Source organism: Gordonia sp. KTR9, from assembly GCF_000143885.2.
GTDB lineage: Bacteria > Actinomycetota > Actinomycetes > Mycobacteriales > Mycobacteriaceae > Gordonia.
Window position 1 is genome coordinate 2,877,612 of record NC_018581.1, and the last position, 22,070, is coordinate 2,899,681.

A 22,070-nucleotide genomic window follows, 5' to 3' on the forward strand; every position below is an offset into this window, starting at 1 on the left:
TCCTCAGCCGGCGTCGGCGACGATGATGGGCTTGATGCAGTCATCGAGCTTCGCCGAGAAGATGTGATAACCCTCTGCGATGTGCTCGAGTGGTATGCGATGGGTGACAATGTCATTCGGCTTGAAGTAGCCGTTGCGTATGTGGTCGAACAATCTGGGCCACTGACGTTTCACCGGACATTGGTTCATGTTGAGAGTGAGTCCTTTGTTCATGGCGTCGCCGAACTTCACCGCACTGAACATCGGGCCGTAGGCGCCCATGACCGAGACGGTCCCGCCTTTGCGGACCGAGTCGATGGCCCAGTTGAGGGCTATCGGGGATCCGCCCTGGAGTTTGAATTTGGCCGCTGTCACGTGCTGGAGGAAATTGCCGTCGGCCTCGGCGCCGACGGCGTCGATGACGCGGTCCGCGCCGATGTTGTCGGTGATCTCCTTGAGGTGGACGATGATGTCGTCGTACTCGGCGAAGTTGTAGGTCTCGGCGTGGGCGAACTGCGCGGCCTGGTCCAGGCGATACTGCAGGTGATCGATGACGATGACCCGTCCCGCGCCCATGAACCAGGCCGACCGTGCGGCGTACAGTCCGACCGGTCCGGCGCCGAACACGATGACGGTCTCGCCCTGCCGGATGTCGGCGAGCTGGGCTCCGAAGTACCCGGTGGGGAGGGCGTCGGTCAGCATGAGCGCATCCTCCGGGTCCATCCAGTCCGGTATGACGCTGGGTCCGACATCGGCGAACGGAACACGCACGAACTCGGCCTGTCCGCCGTCGTATCCACCACAGGTGTGCGAATAGCCGTAGATCCCGCCGACGGCCGTGGCGTTCGGATTCACGTTGTGGCAGTTGGAGTACAGGCCCCGCGCGCAGAAGTAGCACGTTCCGCAGTAGATGTTGAACGGGACCATGACCCGGTCGCCGACACCCACGTTCTGGACCGAGCCGCCGACCGCCTCGACGACCCCGACGAACTCGTGTCCGAAAGTCATCCCCGGGCGGGTGTCGGGCATCATCCCGTGATACAGGTGCAGGTCCGAGCCGCAGATCGCGGCATGGGTCACCCGGACGATGGCGTCGTTGGGATGTTCGATCTGCGGTACAGGCTTCTCCTCGACGCGGACCTTGTAGGGCCCGCGGTAGACCATCGCTCGCATTGTGTCTGGGCTCATGCGCTGCCGGATACCCCGGCGTCCGCGGGACTAATCGCGCTGGAGACACTGCGCGAGAAGACCGGTGTCACGGGCAGGGGTGTACAAAAGGAACCCGAGCCCAGGACAGGCTGCAGGAGGAGATGTCGATGTCAGTGGTGTCATATGTGATCGCCGGATCGGAGGCCAGCGGGGGAGCGGGCATCCAGGCCGACCTGCGCACTTTCGCGCAGCTCGGTACCTACGGGGTGGGGACCATCACCTGCATCGTGTCCTTCGACCCGAACAACGACTGGGCGCATCGCTTCGTACCCGTCGAGTCCGCGGTGATCGCCGATCAGATCGAGGTGGCAACCGCTGCGCACGAGCCCGATGTCGTGAAGATCGGCATGCTGGGCACCCCGGCCACGATCTCCACCGTCGCAGCGGCACTGGCCTCGCGACCGTGGCGCGAGGTCGTCGTCGACCCTGTGCTCATCTGTAAAGGTCAGGAGCCGGGGGCCGCGCTCGACACCGACAATGCTCTGCGTTCGGAGATCCTGCCGCTGGCCACCGTGGTGACCCCGAATCTGTTCGAGGCCGCGACTCTGGCCGGCATGGACGAGCTGACGTCGATCGACGATCTCGGCGAGGCGGCTCGCCGCATCCACGACCTGGGGCCGAAGGTCGTCGTCGTGAAGGGTGGGGTCGGACTCCCCGGCGACGAGGCGATCGATGTCGTCTTCGACGGTACGGACGTCACCGTGTTGCGCGCCCCGAAGGTCGGTGACGAGCGTGTCTCCGGGGCCGGGTGTGTGTTCGCCGCGGCTACGACCGCGGAGCTCACCAAGGGGGTCGACGTTCTGGAGGCGATCCGGACCGCCAAGCAGTTCACGCACGACGGCATCGTCGGCCGTTTGGCCTCGCAGGCCCCCTTCGACGCGGTCTGGCACGGAGGGAAGTAGTGCCCAGGGTCTCCGACGTCGCAGTCGTCGGTGCCGGGATCATCGGCCTGTCGGCCGCTTATCGCCTTGTTCGGCAGGGTCTTTCGGTCACCGTGTACGACGTGGGCCGGCCGGGTCACGGCCAGTCGGCGGGGCAGTCGCGGATCTTCCGGCACGCGCACGACGACCGGCGCCTGGTCGATCTGGCCGTCCGGGCCCGGCACCACTGGGACGTCTGGTCCGATGAGTTCGGGATCCCGCTGATCTCGCCCGACGGAGCCGTGATGCTCGGCGATGCGGTCCCTCGCCGTCGCGGTCTGCTCGAACGGGCCGGAGTGACGGTGGTTCCGCTCGACGCCCAGGGGCTTCGGGAGGTGATGCCCGTGCTGGCGGACTATCAGGGCGAGGCGATGCTCGATGTCGACGGGGGTTCTATCGACACGCGCTCCGCGATCGCGGGACTGAGCGGCCGGTTGTCCGGGACCTTCGTCCACGAGGAGGTTCTCGCGGCGCATTCCGATGGTGACACCGTCACCATCAGGACACCGACGACGGTGGGGGAGCATGGTGCGGCGGTGGTGTGCGCGGGACGCGGAACCGCACCGCTGGCCCGGGGCCTCGGTGTGGCGATCCCGGTCCGATTGGGCGCGCACGTTCGGGTCTCGTTCGCGGTGCGGGACAGCAACCTTCGGCTTCCGACGCTTCAGGACGGCAGTGGACACTTCGGCGCGGACGCTGTCTACGCCGCGGGGTATCCGGACCGGTCGGCGTATGGGCTGGGCATCGCCGACGACATCGACGCACACGACGACGGAACCCTCGACGACGCGACTCGGTTGGGTGAGCTCGCGGACGCAGCCGGCCGCTATGTGGCGACTGCACTGCCGGGCCTCGATCCCACACCTCGCGACATCGTGCACTGCTGGGTGACCACTCTCCCGTGGGGTGACGACGGTGTCGCGCTCTGGCGTACCGGGCCTGTCGTCGCGGTGGCGGGCCACAACATGTTCAAACACGCGCCCGTGATCGGTGAAGCGCTCGCCGAGACCGTTGTCGCAGGGCGTGTTCCGTCCGGGTTTGCGCCCGAGGACAGACTCGGCGGCGTCGCGGACAAGGCATGAGCCTGGTCGACACCGCCACGTGAGTCCTGGTCAGCAGGCCGGACGTGAGGTCGAGACCTCGGCCTGACGTCCGTGGTGCATCCTGGAGACTGCACACCGTAGTCGACCAGAGGAGTACCGGGTGACGACGACGCCGGAGAATGTCGATGTCCTCATCATCGGCGCAGGCATATCGGGCATCGGGGCCGCCCGGTACCTGCGAACCGAGCACCCGGGCAGGACGATCGCCATCGTCGAGGCCCGAGAGTCGGCGGGCGGCACGTGGGATCTGTTCCGGTACCCGGGAATACGGTCGGACTCCGACCTCCACACCTTCGGCTACGCGTTCAAGCCGTGGACCGACAAGCAGGCCATCGCCGACGCACCCCGGATACTCGACTACCTGCACGAGACGATCGAGGAGAACGACCTCGCGCCGCACATCCGCTACGGCCATCGGGTGATCGCGGCGTCGTGGTCGTCCGCCGACGCACGCTGGTCCGTCACCGTCGAGCGCACCGACACCGGTGAACACATCCAGATCAGTGCGCGGTGGATCTTCTGCGGGTCCGGTTATTACGACTACGACGAAGGGTTCAGCCCGGACTTCACCGCGCGCGAGCGGTTCCAGGGACAGATCGTGCATCCTCAGCACTGGCCGGAGGACCTCGACTACACGGACAAGCGGGTCGTGGTGATCGGCAGCGGTGCCACTGCTGTGACACTGCTGCCGGCGATGGCTGAGCGTGCCGCGCACGTGACGATGCTGCAACGGACACCCACCTACATCATCCCGTTGCCACGCGAGGACGCGATCGCGAACACCCTGAAGAAGGTGTTGGGCGACGAACGCGGTTACGCGTTGACGCGGCAGAAGAACGTCGCCCAGCAGCGGGTGCTGTTCGAACTGTGCCAACGGTTCCCGAAAACCGCCCGCCGGATCATCCGAAAGATCAATCAATCTCAGCTACCGGACGACTATCCGGTGGACACCCATTTCAACCCGCCGTACAACCCCTGGGATCAGCGGTTGTGCGTCGTCCCCGATGCCGACCTGTTCCGGACGATCCGGTCGGGCAAGGCCTCCATCGTCACCGACCGCGTCGAGACGTTCACCGAGACCGGGATCAGGCTCGAGAGCGGCGAGGAGCTCGCCGCCGACATCATCGTCACCGCAACCGGTCTCAACATCAAGATCATCGGCGGAATCGACCTCAGCGTCGACGGCGAGCAGGTGTCACTGCCGGACACCGTCGTCTATCGGGGAATGATGCTGTCCGGGGTGCCCAACTTCGCACTCGCCATCGGGTACACGAACTCGTCGTGGACGCTCAAGATCGGCCTCATCTGCGAGTACTTCTGCAAACTCCTCGCGCACATGGACACCGCGGGGTACGACACGGTCTGGGCGGTGGCCGACCCGGACATGCCGACCCGGCCACTGCTCGACTTCGGCGCGGGCTACGTGCAACGAGCGCTCGACACCCTGCCCAAGCAGGGTCCGGAAGCGCCGTGGGTCATGTCCATGAGCTACTACACCGACCGTCGCCTGCTCCGCGGCCACGTGGCCGACGACAATCTGCGATTCGCCGTGGCGGGGGAGCGAACCGTTTCGGCGACCACGGCTGCGCCGTCGTCCTGACCCCGTGTCGGAAGAACGGTGCCGGCGAGTTCGGGACCGTACGCTGACCGCATGGAGTTCGAGGAGACCTTCACCGTGGTGGCCGTGGTGTTCGAGGCGGTCGGTGCGCTCGCGATGATCATCGGGTTCGTCGTCGCGATCGTCCTGGGAGCACGATCCCTGGTCCGTCACGAAGGGGGAGGGGTGGCGTTCTCCGTACTCCGCAACACCCTGGGCGCAGCCATCCTGCTCGGACTCGAGGTATTGGTCGCCGCCGATCTCATCCGCACCATCACCTCCAAACCCTCCATCGAGGACGCGCTGATCCTGGGGATCATCGTCGTGATCCGGACCGTCCTGTCGATGTCCATCCAGATCGAGATCGAAGGGGTACTTCCGTGGCGCCGAGCGCTCCTCACCAGCGGCGGACAACTGCTGGGCCAGGCGGTCGCTCGCGATTCCGCGGCTTCCGCGGCCGCGCGTGAGAACTCCGCGGCCGACGCGCGGCGGACATCGGGCTGACGGCCACGGCCGACGGCTACGTCCGTCGGAACTGCTGCCGGTACCTCGCGGGTGACGTCGCGAACGCGGTCGCGAAGTTCTGCCGCATCGTGACGCTGCTCCCGAATCCGCAGCGACGGGCGATGGTGTCGACGGCCAGGTCCGTGGTCTCCAGCAGCACGCGCGCCGCGTCGAGTCGCTGGGTGAGGACCCACTGTGCGGGGGTGGCGCCGGTCGCGATCTTGAAGTTTCGGACGAAGCTCCGCGTACTCATGCATGCGTGTGCGGCCAATCGCTCGACGGTGAGCGATTCGTCGAGATGCCCCAGCGCCCAGGCGATCACGTCACCGATCGGATTGTCCGCGGCTGTCGTGGGCACGGGACGCCGGGTGTACTGGGCCTGCCCGCCGTCACGGTGTGGGGCCACCACGAGACTGCGCGCCACGTCGTTGGCGACGTCGGCGCCGAGCCGCTCCCGCACCAGGTGCAGGCATGCGTCCACCGCGGAAACCGTTCCCGCAGAAGTCATCACGTCGCCGTGATCGACGTACAGGACCAACGAGTCGAGGTCGATGTCGGAGTGCCGGGACTTGAGCGCCTCCATCGCAGCCCAGTGGGTCACCGCGGTCCGGCCGGCCAGGAGACCCGAGTCCGCAACGGCCACGGCCCCGAGGCACAAGCCCACAATGGTGGCGCCGCGGGCGTGCGCCGCGGTCAGCAGTTCGTCGAGACGGGCGTCGAGCTCCGGCAGATCCTCCGGCCAGGACGGCACCACGACGATGTCCGCCGTGGCGGCGGCGTCGGGACCGGACAATCCACTCAGGCGGTAGCCCTCGGCGAGGGTGACCGCATCCTCGGTGAAACTCCACAGCGTGGTCGTCCACGGCGTACGTGGTGACACCCGGCGCACTTCGCCGAACACCAGCTGGGGTGCGGCCAGATGGAAGCTCGATACGCCGTCGAAGGCGTAGATGGCGATGTGCATACTGGCTCGATTTCATCGGTAGGGGGCAGTTGCGCCACTTCCGACCGTACCCGGTGGTCTCGGAGAATCGAGTCGACACATCGGCGGGCGCACCGGCGAACGCCGACGACACAAGGAGCACATCGTGACAGCATCTCGTCGGGCACTCGTCCTCGTCGACGTCCAGAACCAGTATTTCGACGGCCCGCTCACCATCCAGTACCCGCCGGGCGAGACGAGCGTGCGCAACATCGCGCGGATCATCGACCATGCGGTCGCGAACGCCGTCCCGGTCGTCGTCGTCCGCCACACGCTGCCGTCGGATGCTCCGGTGTTCGCCGAGGGGAGCGATGCCTGGCAGTTGCATCCCGAGGTCGCCCGACGAGTCGATCCGAGTTGGAAGTCGGTGCACAAGAACGTCGGAAGCGTGTTCGGCGGCACCGACCTCGCCGAGTGGCTGCGGGCCGAGCGCGTGGACACGATCACCCTCGTCGGCTACATGACCAACAATTGCGACCTCGCGTCGGCGGCGGGCGCCGAGGAACTCGGGTTCACCGCGGAGATCATCTCCGACGCCACGGGTGCGATCCACATCGCCAATGCGGCCGGGAAGGCGTCGGCCGAGCAGGTCCACAACACGCTCATGGCGGTGCTCAACTCCAACTTCGCCGCCGTCGCCACGACCGACGCATGGCTCGAGGCCGTCACTGCCGGCACCGCACTCGAGAAGGACAACCTCGTCGCGTCGGCGCTGGAGGGGCAGAACGTCTTCGGTGCCTGACCCCCTCCTCGCGGTTCAGGTGGATCACATCCGTGCGTACCGCGCCAGCCAGTAGCAGTACACGCCGTACGCGGCGATACCCACCGCTGCCAACACCATCAAGACCTGGCCGGCCGGCAGGCCCGCGAGAGATTTGACCGCACCGTCGATCCCCGTCGCCTTCGAGGGATCTGCGGTCGCGACCGCGACGATCACCAGGATGCCGGTACCGGCGAGGACGACACCTTTGCCGCAGTAGCCGACCACGCCGGCAACCGTCGCAGCCTTGTCGCCGGAGATCGTGAGATCGTCGAGGAACGATCGGCTCGCTCCCTTGTACACGTGGTAGATCCCGACCCCGATGATGATCAGGCCGGCTGCGACGAGAACGAACTTGCCTCCGCCCGACTGCAGGAGCCGAGCTGTCAGACCGGCGTTCTCCTGACCGCTCGACTTCCCCTGACCTGTCGCGAAACGGATTGCCGACCAAGCGAAACCGACGTAGACGACGGCCAGCGACAGCGCCTTTCCGCGGTCGAACCACTGCTCGGCACCGTCGCTGTCCTCACCCGGTTCGGTCGCGTGTGGCCCCACAATGGCCTCGGCGAGTCGCCACAGGGCGAGGGCGGCGAACGCGACCGCGGCGACCCACAGCACGATTCGCCCACCCGACGAGTCGGCGAAGATGCCCAGGGCCCCTGACTGGTCGGCGTTTCCACCCCCGCCGAAGGCGAGGCGGAGGACGATGTAGGCGATCAGCAGATGGAGCAGCCCGCTGACTGCGTGCCCGGCGCGGGCGAGGCGCTCGAACCACGGGCTGTCGGTGGCGCGGTCCACCGCGCCGGTCACTTGATTGCGGCTCATCGTGCCACGTCCCTTCCGCCGATCGACCGAGCTCGTGCCCGGCCGGTCCCATTGACGTTACGGGGTGCCACCCGACGGCTCAGTTCCCCTGCGAGTTGCGAAGCGCCCGCGCCTGTTCGATGAACTTCTGATCCTTCTCATCGTTCTTGTCCGAGGCCGTGGTGTCCCGCGGCGGCAGTTGCAGGTGCTCCTCGGCGGGCATACCCGCCTGGAGCTGCCGGCCGCGCTCGAGTTCCGAGTCGAACTCGGCGCCGAACAGCAGGGCGAGGTTCGTCAGCCACAACCACAGCAGGAACACGATGACCCCGGCGAGTGCCCCGTAGGTCTTGTTGTAACTGCCGAAGTTCGACACATACAGCGCAAACGCGGCCGACGCGACGATCCACGTGACGATGGCGAGCACCGCACCGGCACTGATCCAACGGAACTTCGGCTGCTGCACATTCGGCGTCGCCCAGTACAGGATCGCGACGATCAGGATGACGAACAGCAGCAGGATGGGCCACCGAACGATGTTCCACACGGTGAGCGCGGTGTCGCCGAGCCCGACGGCGTCACCGATCGATTTCGCGATCGGCCCGCTGATCGCGAGCATCAGTGCCACCGCGGCCGCGAGAACAAGCGCCACGAGTGTCACCAGCAGCATGATGGGCCGCAACTTCCAGATGGGGCGGCCCTCGTCGATCTCGTACATGCGGTTCATGGCGCGGCCGAAGGCTCCCACGTATCCCGATGCGGACCACAGCGCGCCGAGCAGACCGAGCACGAGTGCGAAACCGGCGCTGGGCGCGGCCACGAGTTGTTCGACGGGCCCTCGCAACGTGTCCACCGCCGACGACGGGCCGATGTCGTCGACCATCTGCAGGACTGCGTCGGTCGTCTTCTCGCCCTGGCCGAACACGCCGAGCAGCGAGACCAGCGCGAGCAGCGCCGGGAACAGCGACAGCACCGAGTAGTACGTCAACGCCGCGGCGAGGTCGGTGCACTGGTCGCGCGAGAACTCGCGAGCGGTCTTCTTCAGTACGAAGAGCATCGACGGCTTGGTCAGGTCGGTCGGCGAGTCCGGCTTACGCGGGTCGTCGGGATCGGCCGAATCGGGGTCGTCGCGAACGTCCCGGTCGCCCGCGACCGGATCTCGCTCAGCTGGGTCGGCTGCGTCATCTCGTTGCATCTCCTGCGCATATCCCTCGGGCACGCAAGCCAAACCCGATCGACGTCGTCAACCCCCGCCGGGCGTTCGACGTCAGCGCACGTGAGTGCACGCGTCGTCGACCGCACGTTGCAGATCACGCTGGATCCACCGCGTCACCGCAGCCGGCGTCTCGTCGCGTCGACCGCGGAGGTCCACCGGATCGCCCAACGCGACAACGGGGCGCCCGCCTCCGCTCGGATAGGCGATCCCCGCGGACACCATCCACACCTCGACGTCGTTCCGTAGTGCGCGATGAGCGATGTGTCCGATCCCGGTACCGAGTCGCTGAACCTGGGTGGGGTCGCCCTCGTTGCAGGTTCCCTCCGGGAACACCGCGATGCTGTCACCGCGCGCCATCCGTTCGACGCAGACGCCGATCATCCGACGCCCCGCATCCGCGGCCGCCCGCACTCCGTGGTCCTTGCTGCGGAAGACCGGGATCCCGCCCAGGGTGTCGATCTTCCTACGCTGCTCCGGATCCTCGAACAATTCGTCCTTCGCGAGGACCCGCAGACTGCCGATCCGCCGTCGCAAGGGTGAGCGGAACCCCGCTGCGGCGAGGACCAACGGGTCCCGCTCGGAGACGTGATTGGCCGCGATGAGCATCGGCACCCCGGTGCGAACGGTGCGGTTGAGCCGGTCCCGCGAGCGAAAGCGAACGACCGGCCGAATCCGAGCGGCGAGCACGCCGTACATCATCCGCGCCCGGGCTCGGTCCTGCTGATGGACGAGGTAGTGCTCGTACACAGCCTGCGACTCGGACAGCTCGACCCTCACCTAAGTTACGGTACCGTAGGTTGTGACGGCGCGGTGCGGTTCTGGTCAGTCCGGGACGACGACCGCCCGTCCGCGCAACTCATTCGCGGCGAGTCGTCGGTACGCCTCGAGCCCGTCGTCGAGGGAGAACTTCTCCACGGCAACCTCCAGCACACCGTCGCGAGCGAGGTCGAGTACCTCGATCAGCTCATCCCGAGCGCCCCAGTAGGGGGCGCGCACCGACACCTCGTACGGCTGCGAGAAGAATCCCACCTTGGCAGCGGCGACGCCGTCACCGATGCCCACGATCACGACGTCACCCATCGTGCCGACGACCCCCATCGCGGTGTCGAGCGTCGGTTGGAGTCCGACGAAGTCGAATACGGCTGTGGCCCCGTCGTTCCCGGTGATCGACCGGACATTCGCCACGGCGTCGGCATCGCTGAGGACTGTCTCATGGGCGCCCACCTCGCGCGCGAACGCGAGCTTGTCCTCGCTGACATCGAGAGCGATGATCCGCGCCGGGGTCAGGTGCCTCAGCAGCTGAATCCCGATGTGTCCCAGACCGCCGGCACCGATCACGACCGCCGTTGTGCCGCCGACGAGCTTCGGCAGCGATGGTTTGATCGCGTGGTAGGGGGTCAGCCCGGCATCCGTGAGCGGGACCGCCGCGATCGGGTCGAGATCACCGAGCGGCACGAGATGACGAGCGTCGTCGACGATCATGTACTCCGCCATCGCGCCCTCGTTGCCGAGTCCGGGTGGGGCGATGCCGAGTTCGGCGGCGCGAGTGCAGTAGTTCTCGAGCCCCCGCGAACAGAAATGGCAGACACCGCAACCCCACGGGCCGTAGACCGCGACCGCCGTCCCCTCGGTGAGTGTCGTGACGCCACTACCGATTTCGGCGACCACGCCTGCGCCCTCATGCCCGAGCGTCATCGGCAACGGATAAGGGAAACCCTCTGCGGGCATGTTGAGCACGAAATCGTCGGAGTGGCACGCACCCGCAGCGGTCACCTTCAAGAGCACCTGTCCGGGACCGGGTGTGGGCTTGTCGACCTCACGGAGCTCTGGCGGACTTCCTGGCTTGATGATCTGGATGGCTTTCATGCCGGACACCCTTCGGTTCGAGTCGTTCGCGTGCTCTCCCGCCCTCCGGTCTACCCGCGAATGGCCATACGCGCATAGGTCTACGGCGAACCGGACATGAATTCCTGGTCGGACCTCACCATCGCCGCGACGGGCTCCGAGCCGCGCAGCGTACGCACTGCCGGGCGGCCGGCAGCACCTCCAGGCGCTCCGCACCGATCGGTGCGCCGCATGTCTCGCAATGCCCGTACGCACCGGAGCCGACACGATCCAGCGCGGCACCGATCTCGTCGAGCCGAACCCGCGATCGTTCCAACTGGGCAACCAGGTGTCCGCGTTCGACCGCCAGCGTCGAACCCTCCGGATCATGCTCGTCGTCGGCTGCCGCGTCGCTCGTCGCCTCGAGGACGGCAGCAAGGCGGGTCGACAACGACTCGATCAGTGCGGCGGTACGTTCCCTCTCGGCGACCAGTGCATCGCGGGAGTCGACGTCCTCACTCGGGTTCACAGTGCGCCCATCCGACGGCGTCTCGCTCAGGTACCGCAGAAGGTCTTGAAGGTGTCGCTGAACGCCTGCGGGGCCGGTGCCGCGTAGTGAGCCCAGTCCATGCGACGTTCGAACGGATGCGTGACCGCGGTCAGCAACCGGCCGAACGGTTCCAGATCTCCCTCGGTCGCGGCACGCAGGGCAGCATCGACCTGGTGATTCCGTGGGATGTAGACCGGGTTGACACGGTCCATCGCCGCGGCGACCGCCTCGGGCTCGCGGCCGGCACCGGCCAGTGCACCTCGCCACCGTTCGAGCCATGGACCGACGTGCTCGCGGGGAATGAGGCTGGTGATCGGGACCTGGTCGCCGCGGAGCTCGTCGGCCAGCGCCCGGAAGGTGCCCGTCCAGTCGGCGCGCTGGTCGCGCATCAGGGTCAGAAGGTCGGCGATCAGGTCGGGTTCGGCAGACACATCGTCCAGTCCGATCTTCGACGCCATGCCGGTGATGAAATGTCGTTCGTAGCGCGCCTCGTAGGTGGTCAGCACCTCGGTCGCCGCAGTGATCGCGTCGTCGGGCGTCGGCGCCATGAACCTGAGCAGGGTTTCGGCGAACCGGGCCAGGTTCCACTTCAGGACGGCGGGCTGATTCCCGTATGCGTATCGACCGGCATGGTCGATCGAGCTGAACACCGCTGACGGATCGAACGCATCGAGGAAGGCGCAGGGGCCGTAGTCGATGGTCTCTCCGGAGATCGTGGTGTTGTCGGTGTTCATCACCCCGTGGACGAAGCCGACGAGCATCCACTGGGCCACCAGGGCCGCCTGACGTTCGAGAACGGCTTCGAAGAACGCGACGTAGCGGCTGTGGTCGCCGGGTTCCGACGCCGCGGCGAGTTCCGGATAGTGACGGTCGATGGCGTAGTCGGCCAGTTGCTGCGTCAGGTCGGTGTTACGCGCGGCGTATTCGAAGGTTCCCACGCGGAGATGGCTGGCGGCGATCCGGGCCAGCACCGCGCCGGGTTCGGCACCGGTGCGCTGGATGTCGCGCCCGGTGGCCACGACCGACAGCGAGCGCGTCGTCGGGATGCCCAGCGCATGCATCGCCTCACTGACGAGGTACTCGCGCAGCATCGGCCCCACCACGGCGAACCCGTCGCCGCCCCGAGAGAACGGAGTGCGCCCAGAACCCTTGAGCTGCAGGTCCACTCGTCGACCGTGGCGATCGACGAGCTCTCCCAACAGCAAGGCCCGACCGTCGCCGAGAAGTGGGGTGTAACCGCCGAACTGGTGCCCGGAGTAAGCCGTCGCGACGGGGACGGCGTCGACAGGGGCGGCCGCACCCGCCAGGAGCGCGATGCCGTCGTCGGTTCGGAGGGCGTCGGTGTCGAGCTCGAGGTCGGCAGCGAGTGCCTCGTTGACGACCAGCAGGCGCGGTGCGGGTGCATCGGCGCCCTGCCACGGCACGGTGAGTGGCGTCAGCGCATCGACGAAAGTGCGCTCGAAGCCGGCGATCGCGGCACTCGTGCGTGCGGGGGAATCAGGAGAGGCGGACACCCTACCGAGGGTAACCAGTTTCGCCATCGGCAAACCGGGGGCGCGGTCGGAACCGTCCGGTTCGCCGGCCTCGGACGGCCGTCAGACAGCCAGTGCCGCGCCACAGATGCCGCACGCCTCGAAGTTGCGTCGATTCCACCGGGCGATCGGAATGAAGAAGACACTGAACTGTGAGTACTCACGCATCCTCGCCCACTGGGTGGTGTTGTGGCAGCGGGGACACGCACGGGTCTGGCCCGCGCCGAGATGCTTTTGCCTACGGCCATATCCGAACAAGAAGAACACACCGCCATGGTAGAGATCCCGGCGGCGACTGGACGTGTGCGGAAGTTCGGTGTCATCGGCGTCGGGCCATGTGGAGGTTATCCCTCGTGAAACCGCAACGCTCGTAGAGTGCGATGGACGGCTCGGTCGGTGACAGCACCGTCTTGGCGTAGCCGCGGTCGTCCGCGGTCTCGGTGACGCGCCGGACCAGTTCTTCTCCGATCCCGGACCCGCGGAACGTCGGCCGGACATACAGGTGGCCGAGGTAGCCCCATCGGCCACCGGCGGCCCGGCGCGGACTGGGCATCCGGATGTGCTCGGTCAAGCACACCATTCCGATTGCGAGTTCATGTGTCCCGGCGGTCCAGACCGTTCGCCGGTCGTCGCCGAGCCAGGTTGCGACCGCGGCGACGAAGTCCACGTCGCCCTGCCATGGTCCGACTGTGGCATCGGTCTCGCGCGCCCACTCCCACCGAAGTTCGGCCACTTGTTCCGCGCTTCGACAGCGGTGTATTCCCACTCCGTCCCGATCGGTCACCCCCCAAGGGTGACCGATGTTCCGCGTCCGCCGTACGACGACGCCACGTTCTCGCCCGGCCACGCGCGTTTCACTCCGGTGAAGGCGCGGCGTCGATCGGGTTCCGCGACGAGAATGGACACCGTCGGAGGTGCCGTCGCCCACTCCGCGACGTGGCCGTCGCGATGTCGGGAATCGGTAGGCTCGATGGTGACCGAATTGTCGGTCTGATGACGACAACGGCGGGCCGCGGACACGCAAACCGGAGGGAAGCATGGAAGCACTGATACTGATTGCCGTCATCGTCGTGATCGTCGTCGGGGTGGTGGTCTTCGCACAGCAGCGTTCCGGCGCCAACGCGGCCCGCACACTGGACGACGCGAAGGCCGACGCGCGGCAAGCCATCGAACGACTCGGGGGACAGGTGTTCATGCTGGTCGGCGACGGCCCGGCGTCGAAGCAAGCGCTCGCCGACGCGGGGGAGCGCTACACCGCGGCAGGGTCCCAGATCGAGCAGGCCAACTCGCCGACGCAGGCCCGGCTGGCCAAGCAGACCGCGATCGAGGGTCTCTATTACATCCGGGCCGCCCGCGCGGCGATGAATCTCGACCCCGGACCGGCCATTCCCGAACTCGACGGTCAGAAGAGTGCGGGTGCGGTCACCGAGGATCGCACCGTGGAGTTCGAGGGACGACAAGTCGCGGCATCGCCGAATCCGTCGGCGCAGACCCCGAATTACTACCCCGGCGGTCGTGTCGCGGGTCGGCCGGTTCCCGCCGGTTGGTACTCGGAGCCGTGGTGGAAACCGGCTCTGGTGGCCGGCGCCTGGGGACTCGGGTCGATGTTCTTGTTCTCGGCGATGTTCTCCGGGATGGCGGGCGTGCCCTACGACGCGCAGGGATTCGAGAGCGGCGCCGGCGACGGTTCCGAAGCGGGTGCGCTCGAGGGCGGCGGCGACTCCGGCGACTTCGGCGGTGGCGATTCCGGAGGCGGTGATTCCGGCGACTTCGGCGGTGGAGGAAGCGATTTCGGCGGCGGCGACTTCGGCGGTGGATTCGACTTCTGAGCGCTCTCCCTGGGGTCTCCCGGCTACCCTGACGACCGCTCAGGTCGCTGTCGGTGCGGCGACGACGGAGAGCAGCCGGAGCTTCTCCGCGCTCGCGCTACCCGGTGTCGCGGTGTAGACGAGGAGTGAGTGCGAACACCGCGGGTCGACGAGGATCTGGCAACTCAGCTCCAGGAACCCGACCTCGGGGTGCTCGTACCGCTTGAGCTCCCGAGGTGCGATGCCCACTTCGTGCCGTGCCCAGATGTCGCGGAACTCCTCGCTCTCGGCGCGGAGTCGTTCCGCCAGTGACGCCGCGTAGGAATCAGGGCCACGGAGCGCCATGACTCCTCGGAGCCCCGACACGTACATCCGCGAGTAGAACTGATGGTCCTCGGCAGGGTGCAACCGGCGAGAACCGGCGTCGGTGAACCACCGATAGCCGATGCTTCGCGCGGGACCGTCGAACCGCGTGAGGTCGCCGACAAGGGCGACCCCGAGACGGTTCTGGCGCAACGTTTCACCGAGTTCGGTGACGATCTCGGCCGGAGTGTCGTCGAGTCGGTCGAAAATGCGCATCATGCCCGGGGCGACGTGCTCGCGGTCGGAGCCCGCAATCGGCGGCCGGTGGCCGGCGAGGAGGAACAGATGGTCTCGCTCCGCGCGCGAGAGGTGCAAGCCCTGGGCGATGGCGGCGATCATCTGCGGCGACGGCTGCGGGCCGCGCTCTCGTTCGAGTCGCGAGTAGTAGTCGGTGGACATGTGACTCAACGCCGCCACCTCCTCGCGACGGAGGCCACCTGTGCGACGCCGTTGTCCACGCGGCAGTCCCACGTCCTCGGGTTGCAGCGCGGCACGCCTCACCCGGAGAAAGTCTGCGAGGCCGGGTCGATCGATCATGTGGCCATTGTTCCGTGCACGGGTACCGCTCAGCCACGGATCGACAGGCCGTGGTTAACGGTGCGGTCGGCCGCGACACTCGAAGACGTGCGAACGAACCCGGCCCGACGAGGAGCTCAGATGTCACCAGGCAGCAGATACACCCTGACCTTTCCGGACCTCACCGGTCGACGAGCGGTGGTGACCGGCGCCAGCGACGGGATCGGCTGGGAGATCGCGGCGGCCCTCGCCGGAGCCGGTGCGGAAGTGGTCATGCCCGTACGCAATCCGAACAAGGGTGCGGCGGCCGCCACGCGCATTCACGACCGACACCCCGCGGCCACACTCACCCTCGAGCACGTCGACCTGTCCGAGCTGGCCTCCGTCGAGGCGCTCGCCGCACGGCTCCGCGCCGACGGCACACCGATCAACATCCTGGTCAACAACGCCGGTGTGATGACTCCGCCGGAACGGATGACCACGTCCGATGGATTCGAGGTCCAGTTCGGCACCAATCACCTCGGGCATTTCGCGCTCACTGTCGCGCTGCTGCCGGTGCTCCGTGCCGGAAAGGCGCGGGTCACGTCGCAGACGAGCATCGCCGCGAAGCGGGGCTCGATGCACTGGGACGACCTGAACTGGGAGCACGACTACGACGGGATGAGCGCATACCGTCAGTCCAAGATCGCGTGTGCGCTGTTCGGCCTCGAACTCGGACGCCGCAGCCACGCCGCGGGTTGGGATGTGACGAGCACGATCTCGCATCCCGGGGTCGCTCCGACCAGTCTTCTCGCGGCCAGGCCGGAGGTCGGCAGGACGGCGTCAACCGGCGGCCGGCGGATCATCGAGTGGTTGTCGCGACATGGCCTGGGGGTCGGAACGGTCGAAACCGGCTCTCTCCCAGCACTGATGGCTGCCACAACGCCCGAGGTGCCCGACGGTGCGTTCTACGGACCCCAGTGGCCGGGGAACGTGGGCGGTCCACCCGGTGCGCATCCACTCTGGGGGCCGTTCCGTGATCACGGGGCGGCGACACGGCTGTGGGAGGTCTCTGAACAATTGACCCGCGTGAGGGCGAGCTGACGATCAGACCTTGCGATGGCTCTCGATCGGCGAAGTGGTGTGTGCCACCTGCGGACCGCAGTCGACGCAGGTGACACACCGGCAAGGAGCACTTGTGGTGCTTTCCACTCGGAGTCTTGGGGACGAACGAATCAGGGGAAGAGGGTGAGAAAGGTCGCCGCCGAGGTGACACACAGCAGCGCGGCGATCGTCACGCCGGCACGAGCATGATCGGCTATCGGGACTTCGCGCGCGCCTGTCGAGACATCTGCTGTGGTACTCGCCTTCGTCACAAGATTTCCCTCCGATGACCCGATACCGTCCCCGAGAACATTAGGGCCGCGAACGTTCGGGATTCCCCCGGTGCCGCCGGTCGACGCCGCACCGATGCACGAGATAACGAAGTCGTAACAGTCATCTATCCGTAGGTTTGAAATCCGCTCAGGCTGCGGAGATCGCAACCTGACCGCCCCGATCCCGCGGCATCCGTTCGCACGCATGTGCGACAATGTCTCGGTGAGTTCTCAGACAAGAGCCGGACTGACGCCCGGAGATCTGGAGTCGCTGTCCGCCGCACTCGCCTCCGGAAAACGGGCCACGGTGTATCTGCGCGACGCGATGCCGTCGTTGAATCTGGAGGCCGGCGCCTCGGCGCGGGTCGTGTCGATCGACGGTTCGACGGTGACGGTGAGCCCGAGAGGCATCGACGACCAGTTACCGTTCGAGGCCGACGAATTGCGGCGGAACCGGCCGGCGCCGGGCACGACGACGGCCGCTCGCGGGCGCACACCGAAGCGGGCACCCGCGCAGGACGATCCCGCCCCGGTCGCCAAACCTGCTGTGACCCCGACAATTCCCGCTGACGCACCCAAGAAGTCACGGCCCGCGACGGACACACAACCGAAATCGGTGGAGCCGACGCCCCCACCCGCGACGAGCAAACCGCCGCGAAAGTCGAAGCCGTCGACCGCGCCGACGACCGTCACGATCACCGCGTCGGGGGAGAGCACCTGGACGGTGTCAGTTGCGCACGGGACCCGAAAGCAGGGGAAACCTGCCGAGGTCACGGCGGATCGCGTGGCACGAGCGATGCGAGAGCTGGACGACGAGACCGCGATCGCGGCAGTCGACGCCGTGATCGAGTCCGCACGATCCGCCGCCCAGCGTCGCATCGAGGAGCTCAGTCAGGAACTCGAAGCCGCGCGGGCCGCCCTCGCACACCTGGACGGTCCCGGCGACGACGACTGACGACTGGCCGGCTGGGTCGCCTCAGCCCTGCCGGTCCCGAAACCGGTACATCGCGCGGATGTCTCGCGTGATGGCCTTGTCCCTCTTGTTTCGCTTACTCGACCGACGGGCATCGCCCCGAGCCGCCGACCACTCGCTTTCGCGTAGCAGTTTGCGGTAGCGCTCCAATCGACCGGCATCGAGCCGGCCTTCTCGGATTGCCTCCTGCACCGCGCATCTGGGCTCGCTGCGGTGCTCGCAGTCGCGGAATCCGCAGTCGCGGGACAACTCTTCGATCTCGGCGAAGGTCCGGCCGGCCGCGTCCGCAACATCCTGCACCCCGATCCCGCGCAGACCGGGGGTGTCGATGAGCACCTTGCTCCCCGCGAGAGGCAGCAGCTCACGGTGCGCCGTGGTGTGCCTGCCTTTGCCGTCGACCGAGCGAATCTGCCTGGCCGCCATGTGCTCTCGTCCAAGCAGCGCGTTGGCCAGGCTCGACTTGCCGGCACCGGAAGAACCCAGGAGAACGGCGGTACCGGTGATGGCCGAGGCGAGCAGATCGATACCGACGCCGCTGACCGTGCTCGTCGTCACGATCTCGGCGCCCGGGGCGACCGCGGTGACCGCGGCTTCGCCGGCGAGGGTGTCGTCGACCAGGTCGGACTTTGTCAGCGCGATGACCGGTCGAGTGCCGGCGTCGTAGGCCAGCGTCAGCAGGCGCTCGATCCGGCCGACGTTCACCCGGTGCGCCACCGACACCGCGATGATCACCGTGTCGACGTTGGCGGCGAGCACCTGCCGTTCCGAAGTCCGGTCCGAGCTCGCGCGCGCGATCGCCGTCCGCCGCGGCAGCACGCCCACGACCTGGGCCCGCTCATCGTCACGGCGCAGCACGACCCAATCACCGGTGCACACGGCCAGTTCGCGGTCGCCGATGTGGTGGGAGCTGCGGACGGCCCGGACCGGACCCGCTGCTGTCAGGGTGTCGCACCCGCCGCGATCCACTCGCACGACGCGAGCAGGCACATCATCGTCGGCAGCGTGATCGGCGAACAGAGTCGAGAAATGCTCGTCCCAGCCGATGCTGGTGAGCTCGATAGGGGAGGACGAATGATCTGGAGAATTCACTGTGGAGACCTTCGGGTATGAGCCCGCGACCCCGGAAGTTCCCCAGTGCTGCGACAGAGTCGCCTGTGAGGGAACAGATTACGAGGGTCGGAGACGGGCTGGAGAATTGGGGATGGCTCGGATGCTGCTGTCGACGACAGCGATCTCGACGGCAACCATCGACACACCTCCAGGTCTCGAGCTGTCCGTTCTCGGACAGCGCGGCTGACGCTAGCACCGTCCGACGAGGGCCGCCACTGTTTTTCTCGATTTGTATGACGATGAGCCCGGATTCCGGGTTCGACGTCATACAAGTTCTCGCAACAACCGGGGCCTTCGAACTATCGCAGCCCCAACTCCACACCCCGAGCGAGGATTTCGCGACGCGAGGTCATGCCCAGCTTGGACAGCACCGCCGACACGTGATGGTCCGCGGTCTTCGACGAGATGTACAACCGCCGGGCGATCTCCGTGTTCGACAACCCCTCTGCCACCAGACGCGCGACCTCCAGTTGCCGGTTCGTCAGGCCACCCGGGTTCACGCGGGTTGTCGAACGGGGGCGCTGGGGGACTGTGTCGCAGCCCCGTTCGCGCAACATCGCTCGCGCGCGATCTGCGGTACCCACCGCGCCGAGACCGTCGAGCATCGTCACACCGCGTCCGGGATCGTCGGAGTCGATCCAGCACAACGCCGCCGAGAACGGGTCGCCGGCGTCCGTCCACCACCGGGCGGCGTCGGCGTGCCGGCCGTCGATGGACAACTGATACGGCTCCGCGATCGGACCGGTCTGGGTCGACATGCCCAGTCGGGACCGCCAGACGGCGACGCTTCCCGATGCCCACTCGGTTCCGTCGTCGTCGAGAGTGTCCGCCGCGACGACCCGCGCATCCTCGGCACCGGTCATCCAGCTGATCTCCGCGAGAGCGGCCAGGACCGCGAGTCGCCGGAGGGGTTCGTCGATCTGACCGGCCAGGGTCCACGCTTTCTCGATCTCGTGGACATCGAACGGAGCGCCACACCGGAGCGGCACCAGCGCCGTGACCAGGCGCGGCCACAACGTGGCGATCGGCATCCCGTCGGCTTCGATGACAGCTCCGGCGTCCTCGAGGGCACCGTTCCAGTGGCCACGCGTCAGCTGCAGTCGGCTCCGCACCGCGGTCTGCCAGTGCCGACAGATCTGGATGTCGCGCTCGACCGTGAACGGGAGACCGGCGTCGAGGATCCGGTCGGCCGCACGGTACCTGCCCTGTTCGACGTCGAGGCTGGCCACCTGCGAATAGACGGTCGAGGCGAGTTCGTCGAAACCGAGTGTGCGAGCGGCTTCCATGTGCGCGAGAAGCCTGGTCCGCGAATGTTCTTCGCCGCTGGACAGGGCGGCCGAATCCGAGACGACCTGATTCCACAGGCGCAGTTCGTCGTCGGTTGCGGAGGTGGTGTCGGCCAACAGGGTCGCGGTCCCCGACACGTCGCCCCGCATGAACGCCAGAAAGGCGCGCTGGATCTGGGCCTGGCTGTACACCGTGGTCGCCCCGGTGCCGTACGCGATCTCTGCCGCACGGGTCAGGTGTGACTCGGCGCGTTGCCGGTGCGCACTGTAGTACTCATAGACACCGACGGCGACATGAGCTGTCGCCACACCGGTGTCGTCGCCCAGTTCCGTCCACAGCGGGAACGTCTCGTTGACAGTGGCTATCGCATCTCGGAGTCGGCTGACCATGTACTGCTCGTTGGCCAGCGCCAGCAGCAACTCCGCACGCTCGCGCGCCGAGGCGTTGCCCTGGTGCCGCTTCGCGATCTCGTAGTACGCCACGGCTTCCGTGTGCGCACCGCCGCGGATGGCGTCCTCTGCCGCCGCGACGGCATATCGGATGGCACGACCCGAGTCTCGGGCGGCAACGGCGTGATGGGTCAACACGGACGGGTGCACGGTGCCCAACTGCTCGAGCGCCTCCAGCAGCTGTGCATGCAGGTGTGCGACCCCGCCCGGTGGGATGGTGGATTCGATTGCCCGGCGCGCCAACTCATGTCGAAAGACGATGCCATCGGATCGCCACTCCAGGAGTCCGGTGTCGGCGAGACGCTGGAGCGTGGGGTAGTCGATCCCCAGGACGGGCAACGCGGTGTCGGCGACGCGTTCCGGGGACGCCGCTATCAGCTGGAGTGCTTCGAAGTCTGTCGCGCTGACCTTCGTCGTCCGCGCCAGCACGGCGTCACGCACCGACGAGGGGATCGGCAGGTCTGGTTCGCGGGAGACCTCGGTCGCGAAGTACGGATTGCCACCGGTCGCGGCGTGCACCAGCGTGGGATCGAGACCCGTACCCTCGACCAACTCGGCGATCGCCGCGACGCTGAGCGGCGGCAACTCGATGCGGCACACGTCCTCGGCGAGGAGCGCACGCGCCGATGCCTGCGGTTCGAGGTCTCGATGTGTCAGGAGCAGGACCAAGGGCATCGACTCGATACGACGGCACAGGAACCGCAGCACATCGGTCGACGCCGCGTCGACCCAGTGCAGATCTTCCACCACCAGCAGTGACGGTTCGGCACCGAGATGGGCGAAGGTTGCTTCGCAGACCTCGGCCAGCGTCATCGGCTCGAGGCCGATACCGAGATCTTTGACGGGTCCGAGGGGGCGCGGGGTGTCGAGCGGATCGCAAGCCACTCGGAGAACCCGCACATCGCGGGCGGTCGCACACACCTGGGTGACCAGCGCCGTCTTGCCCGCGCCGCTCTCGCCGGCGACCGAGAATGCCGAGCCGGTCGGAAACCGGGCGAATGCCGCCCTGATCTGCGACAACTGCTCGGCTCTCTCCAACAAACGCACCGTCCGAGTGTAGGCCGCGGAACGGTCGAATAGGTGGGTCTACCCATTCATGTACAGGACGCTCGACGAAAGATGGGAGGTCCTCACCGATGTCGCCCCTACACCCGGTGACCGACTGTTGTCAGTGCGCCGGTACCGAATCGGTCACCGACGTCAAGTCGTCCCACACACAGAATGGACAATCC

General features: G+C 67.1%; 21 protein-coding genes. 8 read left to right on the top strand and 13 right to left on the bottom strand.

Translation table 11 applies throughout. The features are described from left to right. Positions 1-3: 3 nt before the first annotated feature. A complete protein-coding gene (locus tag KTR9_RS13785; protein WP_010842559.1) occupies positions 4-1,152 on the bottom strand; it encodes a zinc-dependent alcohol dehydrogenase in 1,149 nt (382 codons plus the stop codon). 143 nt (positions 1,153-1,295) lie between these two features. On the opposite strand from KTR9_RS13785, the gene KTR9_RS13790 reads away from it, so the two are divergent. The 4 genes from KTR9_RS13790 (at position 1,296) to KTR9_RS13805 (ending at position 5,312) form a co-directional block, all read left to right on the top strand. Further along, positions 1,296-2,090: a PfkB family carbohydrate kinase gene (locus tag KTR9_RS13790; protein ID WP_044507927.1), complete on the top strand. Its 795-nt coding sequence runs from the start codon at positions 1,296-1,298 to the stop codon at positions 2,088-2,090. After that, positions 2,090-3,190 (top strand): NAD(P)/FAD-dependent oxidoreductase, encoded by a 1,101-nt coding sequence (locus KTR9_RS13795; protein ID WP_014926865.1) that lies wholly within the window; start codon positions 2,090-2,092, stop codon positions 3,188-3,190. Before KTR9_RS13790 ends, KTR9_RS13795 begins: the two co-directional genes overlap by 1 nt. A 121-nt stretch (positions 3,191-3,311) precedes the next feature. Then, positions 3,312-4,811 (top strand): flavin-containing monooxygenase, encoded by a 1,500-nt coding sequence (locus KTR9_RS13800; RefSeq protein WP_014926866.1) that lies wholly within the window; start codon positions 3,312-3,314, stop codon positions 4,809-4,811. A 51-nt stretch (positions 4,812-4,862) separates the two neighbouring features. Further along, on the top strand, positions 4,863-5,312 hold the full coding sequence (locus KTR9_RS13805; RefSeq protein ID WP_044506708.1) for a DUF1622 domain-containing protein: 450 nt from the start codon (positions 4,863-4,865) through the stop codon (positions 5,310-5,312). A gap of 16 nt (positions 5,313-5,328) precedes the next feature. Here KTR9_RS13805 and KTR9_RS13810 read toward each other — a convergent pair whose 3' ends face one another. Next, complete coding sequence (locus KTR9_RS13810) at positions 5,329-6,276, bottom strand: GlxA family transcriptional regulator (protein WP_014926868.1); 948 nt, start codon at positions 6,274-6,276, stop codon at positions 5,329-5,331. 124 nt (positions 6,277-6,400) lie between these two features. Here KTR9_RS13810 and KTR9_RS13815 point away from each other — a divergent pair, with 124 nt between their 5' ends. After that, on the top strand, positions 6,401-7,036 hold the full coding sequence (locus KTR9_RS13815) for an isochorismatase family protein (protein ID WP_014926869.1): 636 nt from the start codon (positions 6,401-6,403) through the stop codon (positions 7,034-7,036). Between the two features lie 24 nt (positions 7,037-7,060). On the opposite strand, the gene KTR9_RS13820 is transcribed toward KTR9_RS13815, so the two are convergent. The 8 genes from KTR9_RS13820 to KTR9_RS27950 all read right to left on the bottom strand — a co-directional run bounded on the left by KTR9_RS13820 (position 7,061) and on the right by KTR9_RS27950 (position 13,710). Further along, on the bottom strand, positions 7,061-7,879 hold the full coding sequence (locus KTR9_RS13820) for a DUF1206 domain-containing protein (protein WP_014926870.1): 819 nt from the start codon (positions 7,877-7,879) through the stop codon (positions 7,061-7,063). 79 nt (positions 7,880-7,958) lie between these two features. After that, positions 7,959-9,050 carry a YihY/virulence factor BrkB family protein gene (locus KTR9_RS13825; RefSeq protein ID WP_035717335.1) on the bottom strand — a complete coding sequence of 364 codons (1,092 nt, stop codon included), beginning with the start codon at positions 9,048-9,050 and terminating at the stop codon, positions 7,959-7,961. A 72-nt stretch (positions 9,051-9,122) separates the two neighbouring features. Continuing rightward, entirely contained in the window at positions 9,123-9,848 is a 726-nt protein-coding gene (locus tag KTR9_RS13830; RefSeq protein WP_044506710.1) for a lysophospholipid acyltransferase family protein, read from the bottom strand. Between the two features lie 45 nt (positions 9,849-9,893). Then, on the bottom strand, positions 9,894-10,937 hold the full coding sequence (locus tag KTR9_RS13835; protein WP_044506713.1) for an NAD(P)-dependent alcohol dehydrogenase: 1,044 nt from the start codon (positions 10,935-10,937) through the stop codon (positions 9,894-9,896). 115 nt (positions 10,938-11,052) lie between these two features. Next, a complete protein-coding gene (locus tag KTR9_RS13840) occupies positions 11,053-11,424 on the bottom strand; it encodes a TraR/DksA family transcriptional regulator (protein WP_010842548.1) in 372 nt (123 codons plus the stop codon). A gap of 26 nt (positions 11,425-11,450) precedes the next feature. Beyond that, positions 11,451-12,986, bottom strand: coding sequence for a protein adenylyltransferase SelO (locus KTR9_RS13845; RefSeq protein ID WP_044506715.1), 1,536 nt, complete (start codon positions 12,984-12,986; stop codon positions 11,451-11,453). A 54-nt stretch (positions 12,987-13,040) separates the two neighbouring features. Beyond that, a complete protein-coding gene (locus tag KTR9_RS26940; protein WP_014926875.1) occupies positions 13,041-13,244 on the bottom strand; it encodes a zinc-ribbon domain-containing protein in 204 nt (67 codons plus the stop codon). A gap of 52 nt (positions 13,245-13,296) precedes the next feature. Then, positions 13,297-13,710 carry a GNAT family N-acetyltransferase gene (locus KTR9_RS27950; RefSeq protein ID WP_238553862.1) on the bottom strand — a complete coding sequence of 138 codons (414 nt, stop codon included), beginning with the start codon at positions 13,708-13,710 and terminating at the stop codon, positions 13,297-13,299. Positions 13,711-14,014: 304 nt separating this feature from the next. Here KTR9_RS27950 and KTR9_RS13860 point away from each other — a divergent pair, with 304 nt between their 5' ends. Further along, positions 14,015-14,806, top strand: a complete 792-nt coding sequence (locus KTR9_RS13860; protein WP_010842544.1) for a hypothetical protein — start codon at positions 14,015-14,017, stop codon at positions 14,804-14,806. A 39-nt stretch (positions 14,807-14,845) separates the two neighbouring features. Here KTR9_RS13860 and KTR9_RS13865 read toward each other — a convergent pair whose 3' ends face one another. After that, complete coding sequence (locus KTR9_RS13865) at positions 14,846-15,685, bottom strand: helix-turn-helix transcriptional regulator (protein ID WP_014926877.1); 840 nt, start codon at positions 15,683-15,685, stop codon at positions 14,846-14,848. A 120-nt stretch (positions 15,686-15,805) separates the two neighbouring features. Here KTR9_RS13865 and KTR9_RS13870 point away from each other — a divergent pair, with 120 nt between their 5' ends. Next, the gene (locus tag KTR9_RS13870; protein WP_014926878.1) at positions 15,806-16,747 is read left to right on the top strand and encodes an SDR family oxidoreductase; all 942 of its coding nucleotides are present in this window, start codon (positions 15,806-15,808) and stop codon (positions 16,745-16,747) included. Positions 16,748-17,224: 477 nt separating this feature from the next. After that, positions 17,225-17,974, top strand: coding sequence for a DUF6319 family protein (locus KTR9_RS13875; RefSeq protein WP_014926879.1), 750 nt, complete (start codon positions 17,225-17,227; stop codon positions 17,972-17,974). Positions 17,975-17,995: 21 nt separating this feature from the next. Here KTR9_RS13875 and rsgA read toward each other — a convergent pair whose 3' ends face one another. Together rsgA and KTR9_RS13885 are read right to left on the bottom strand one after the other, a co-directional pair. Continuing rightward, on the bottom strand, positions 17,996-19,081 hold the full coding sequence (rsgA, locus tag KTR9_RS13880; RefSeq protein WP_014926880.1) for a ribosome small subunit-dependent GTPase A: 1,086 nt from the start codon (positions 19,079-19,081) through the stop codon (positions 17,996-17,998). 320 nt (positions 19,082-19,401) lie between these two features. Next, on the bottom strand, positions 19,402-21,885 hold the full coding sequence (locus KTR9_RS13885; protein ID WP_238553863.1) for an ATP-binding protein: 2,484 nt from the start codon (positions 21,883-21,885) through the stop codon (positions 19,402-19,404). Positions 21,886-22,070: the final 185 nt, after the last annotated feature.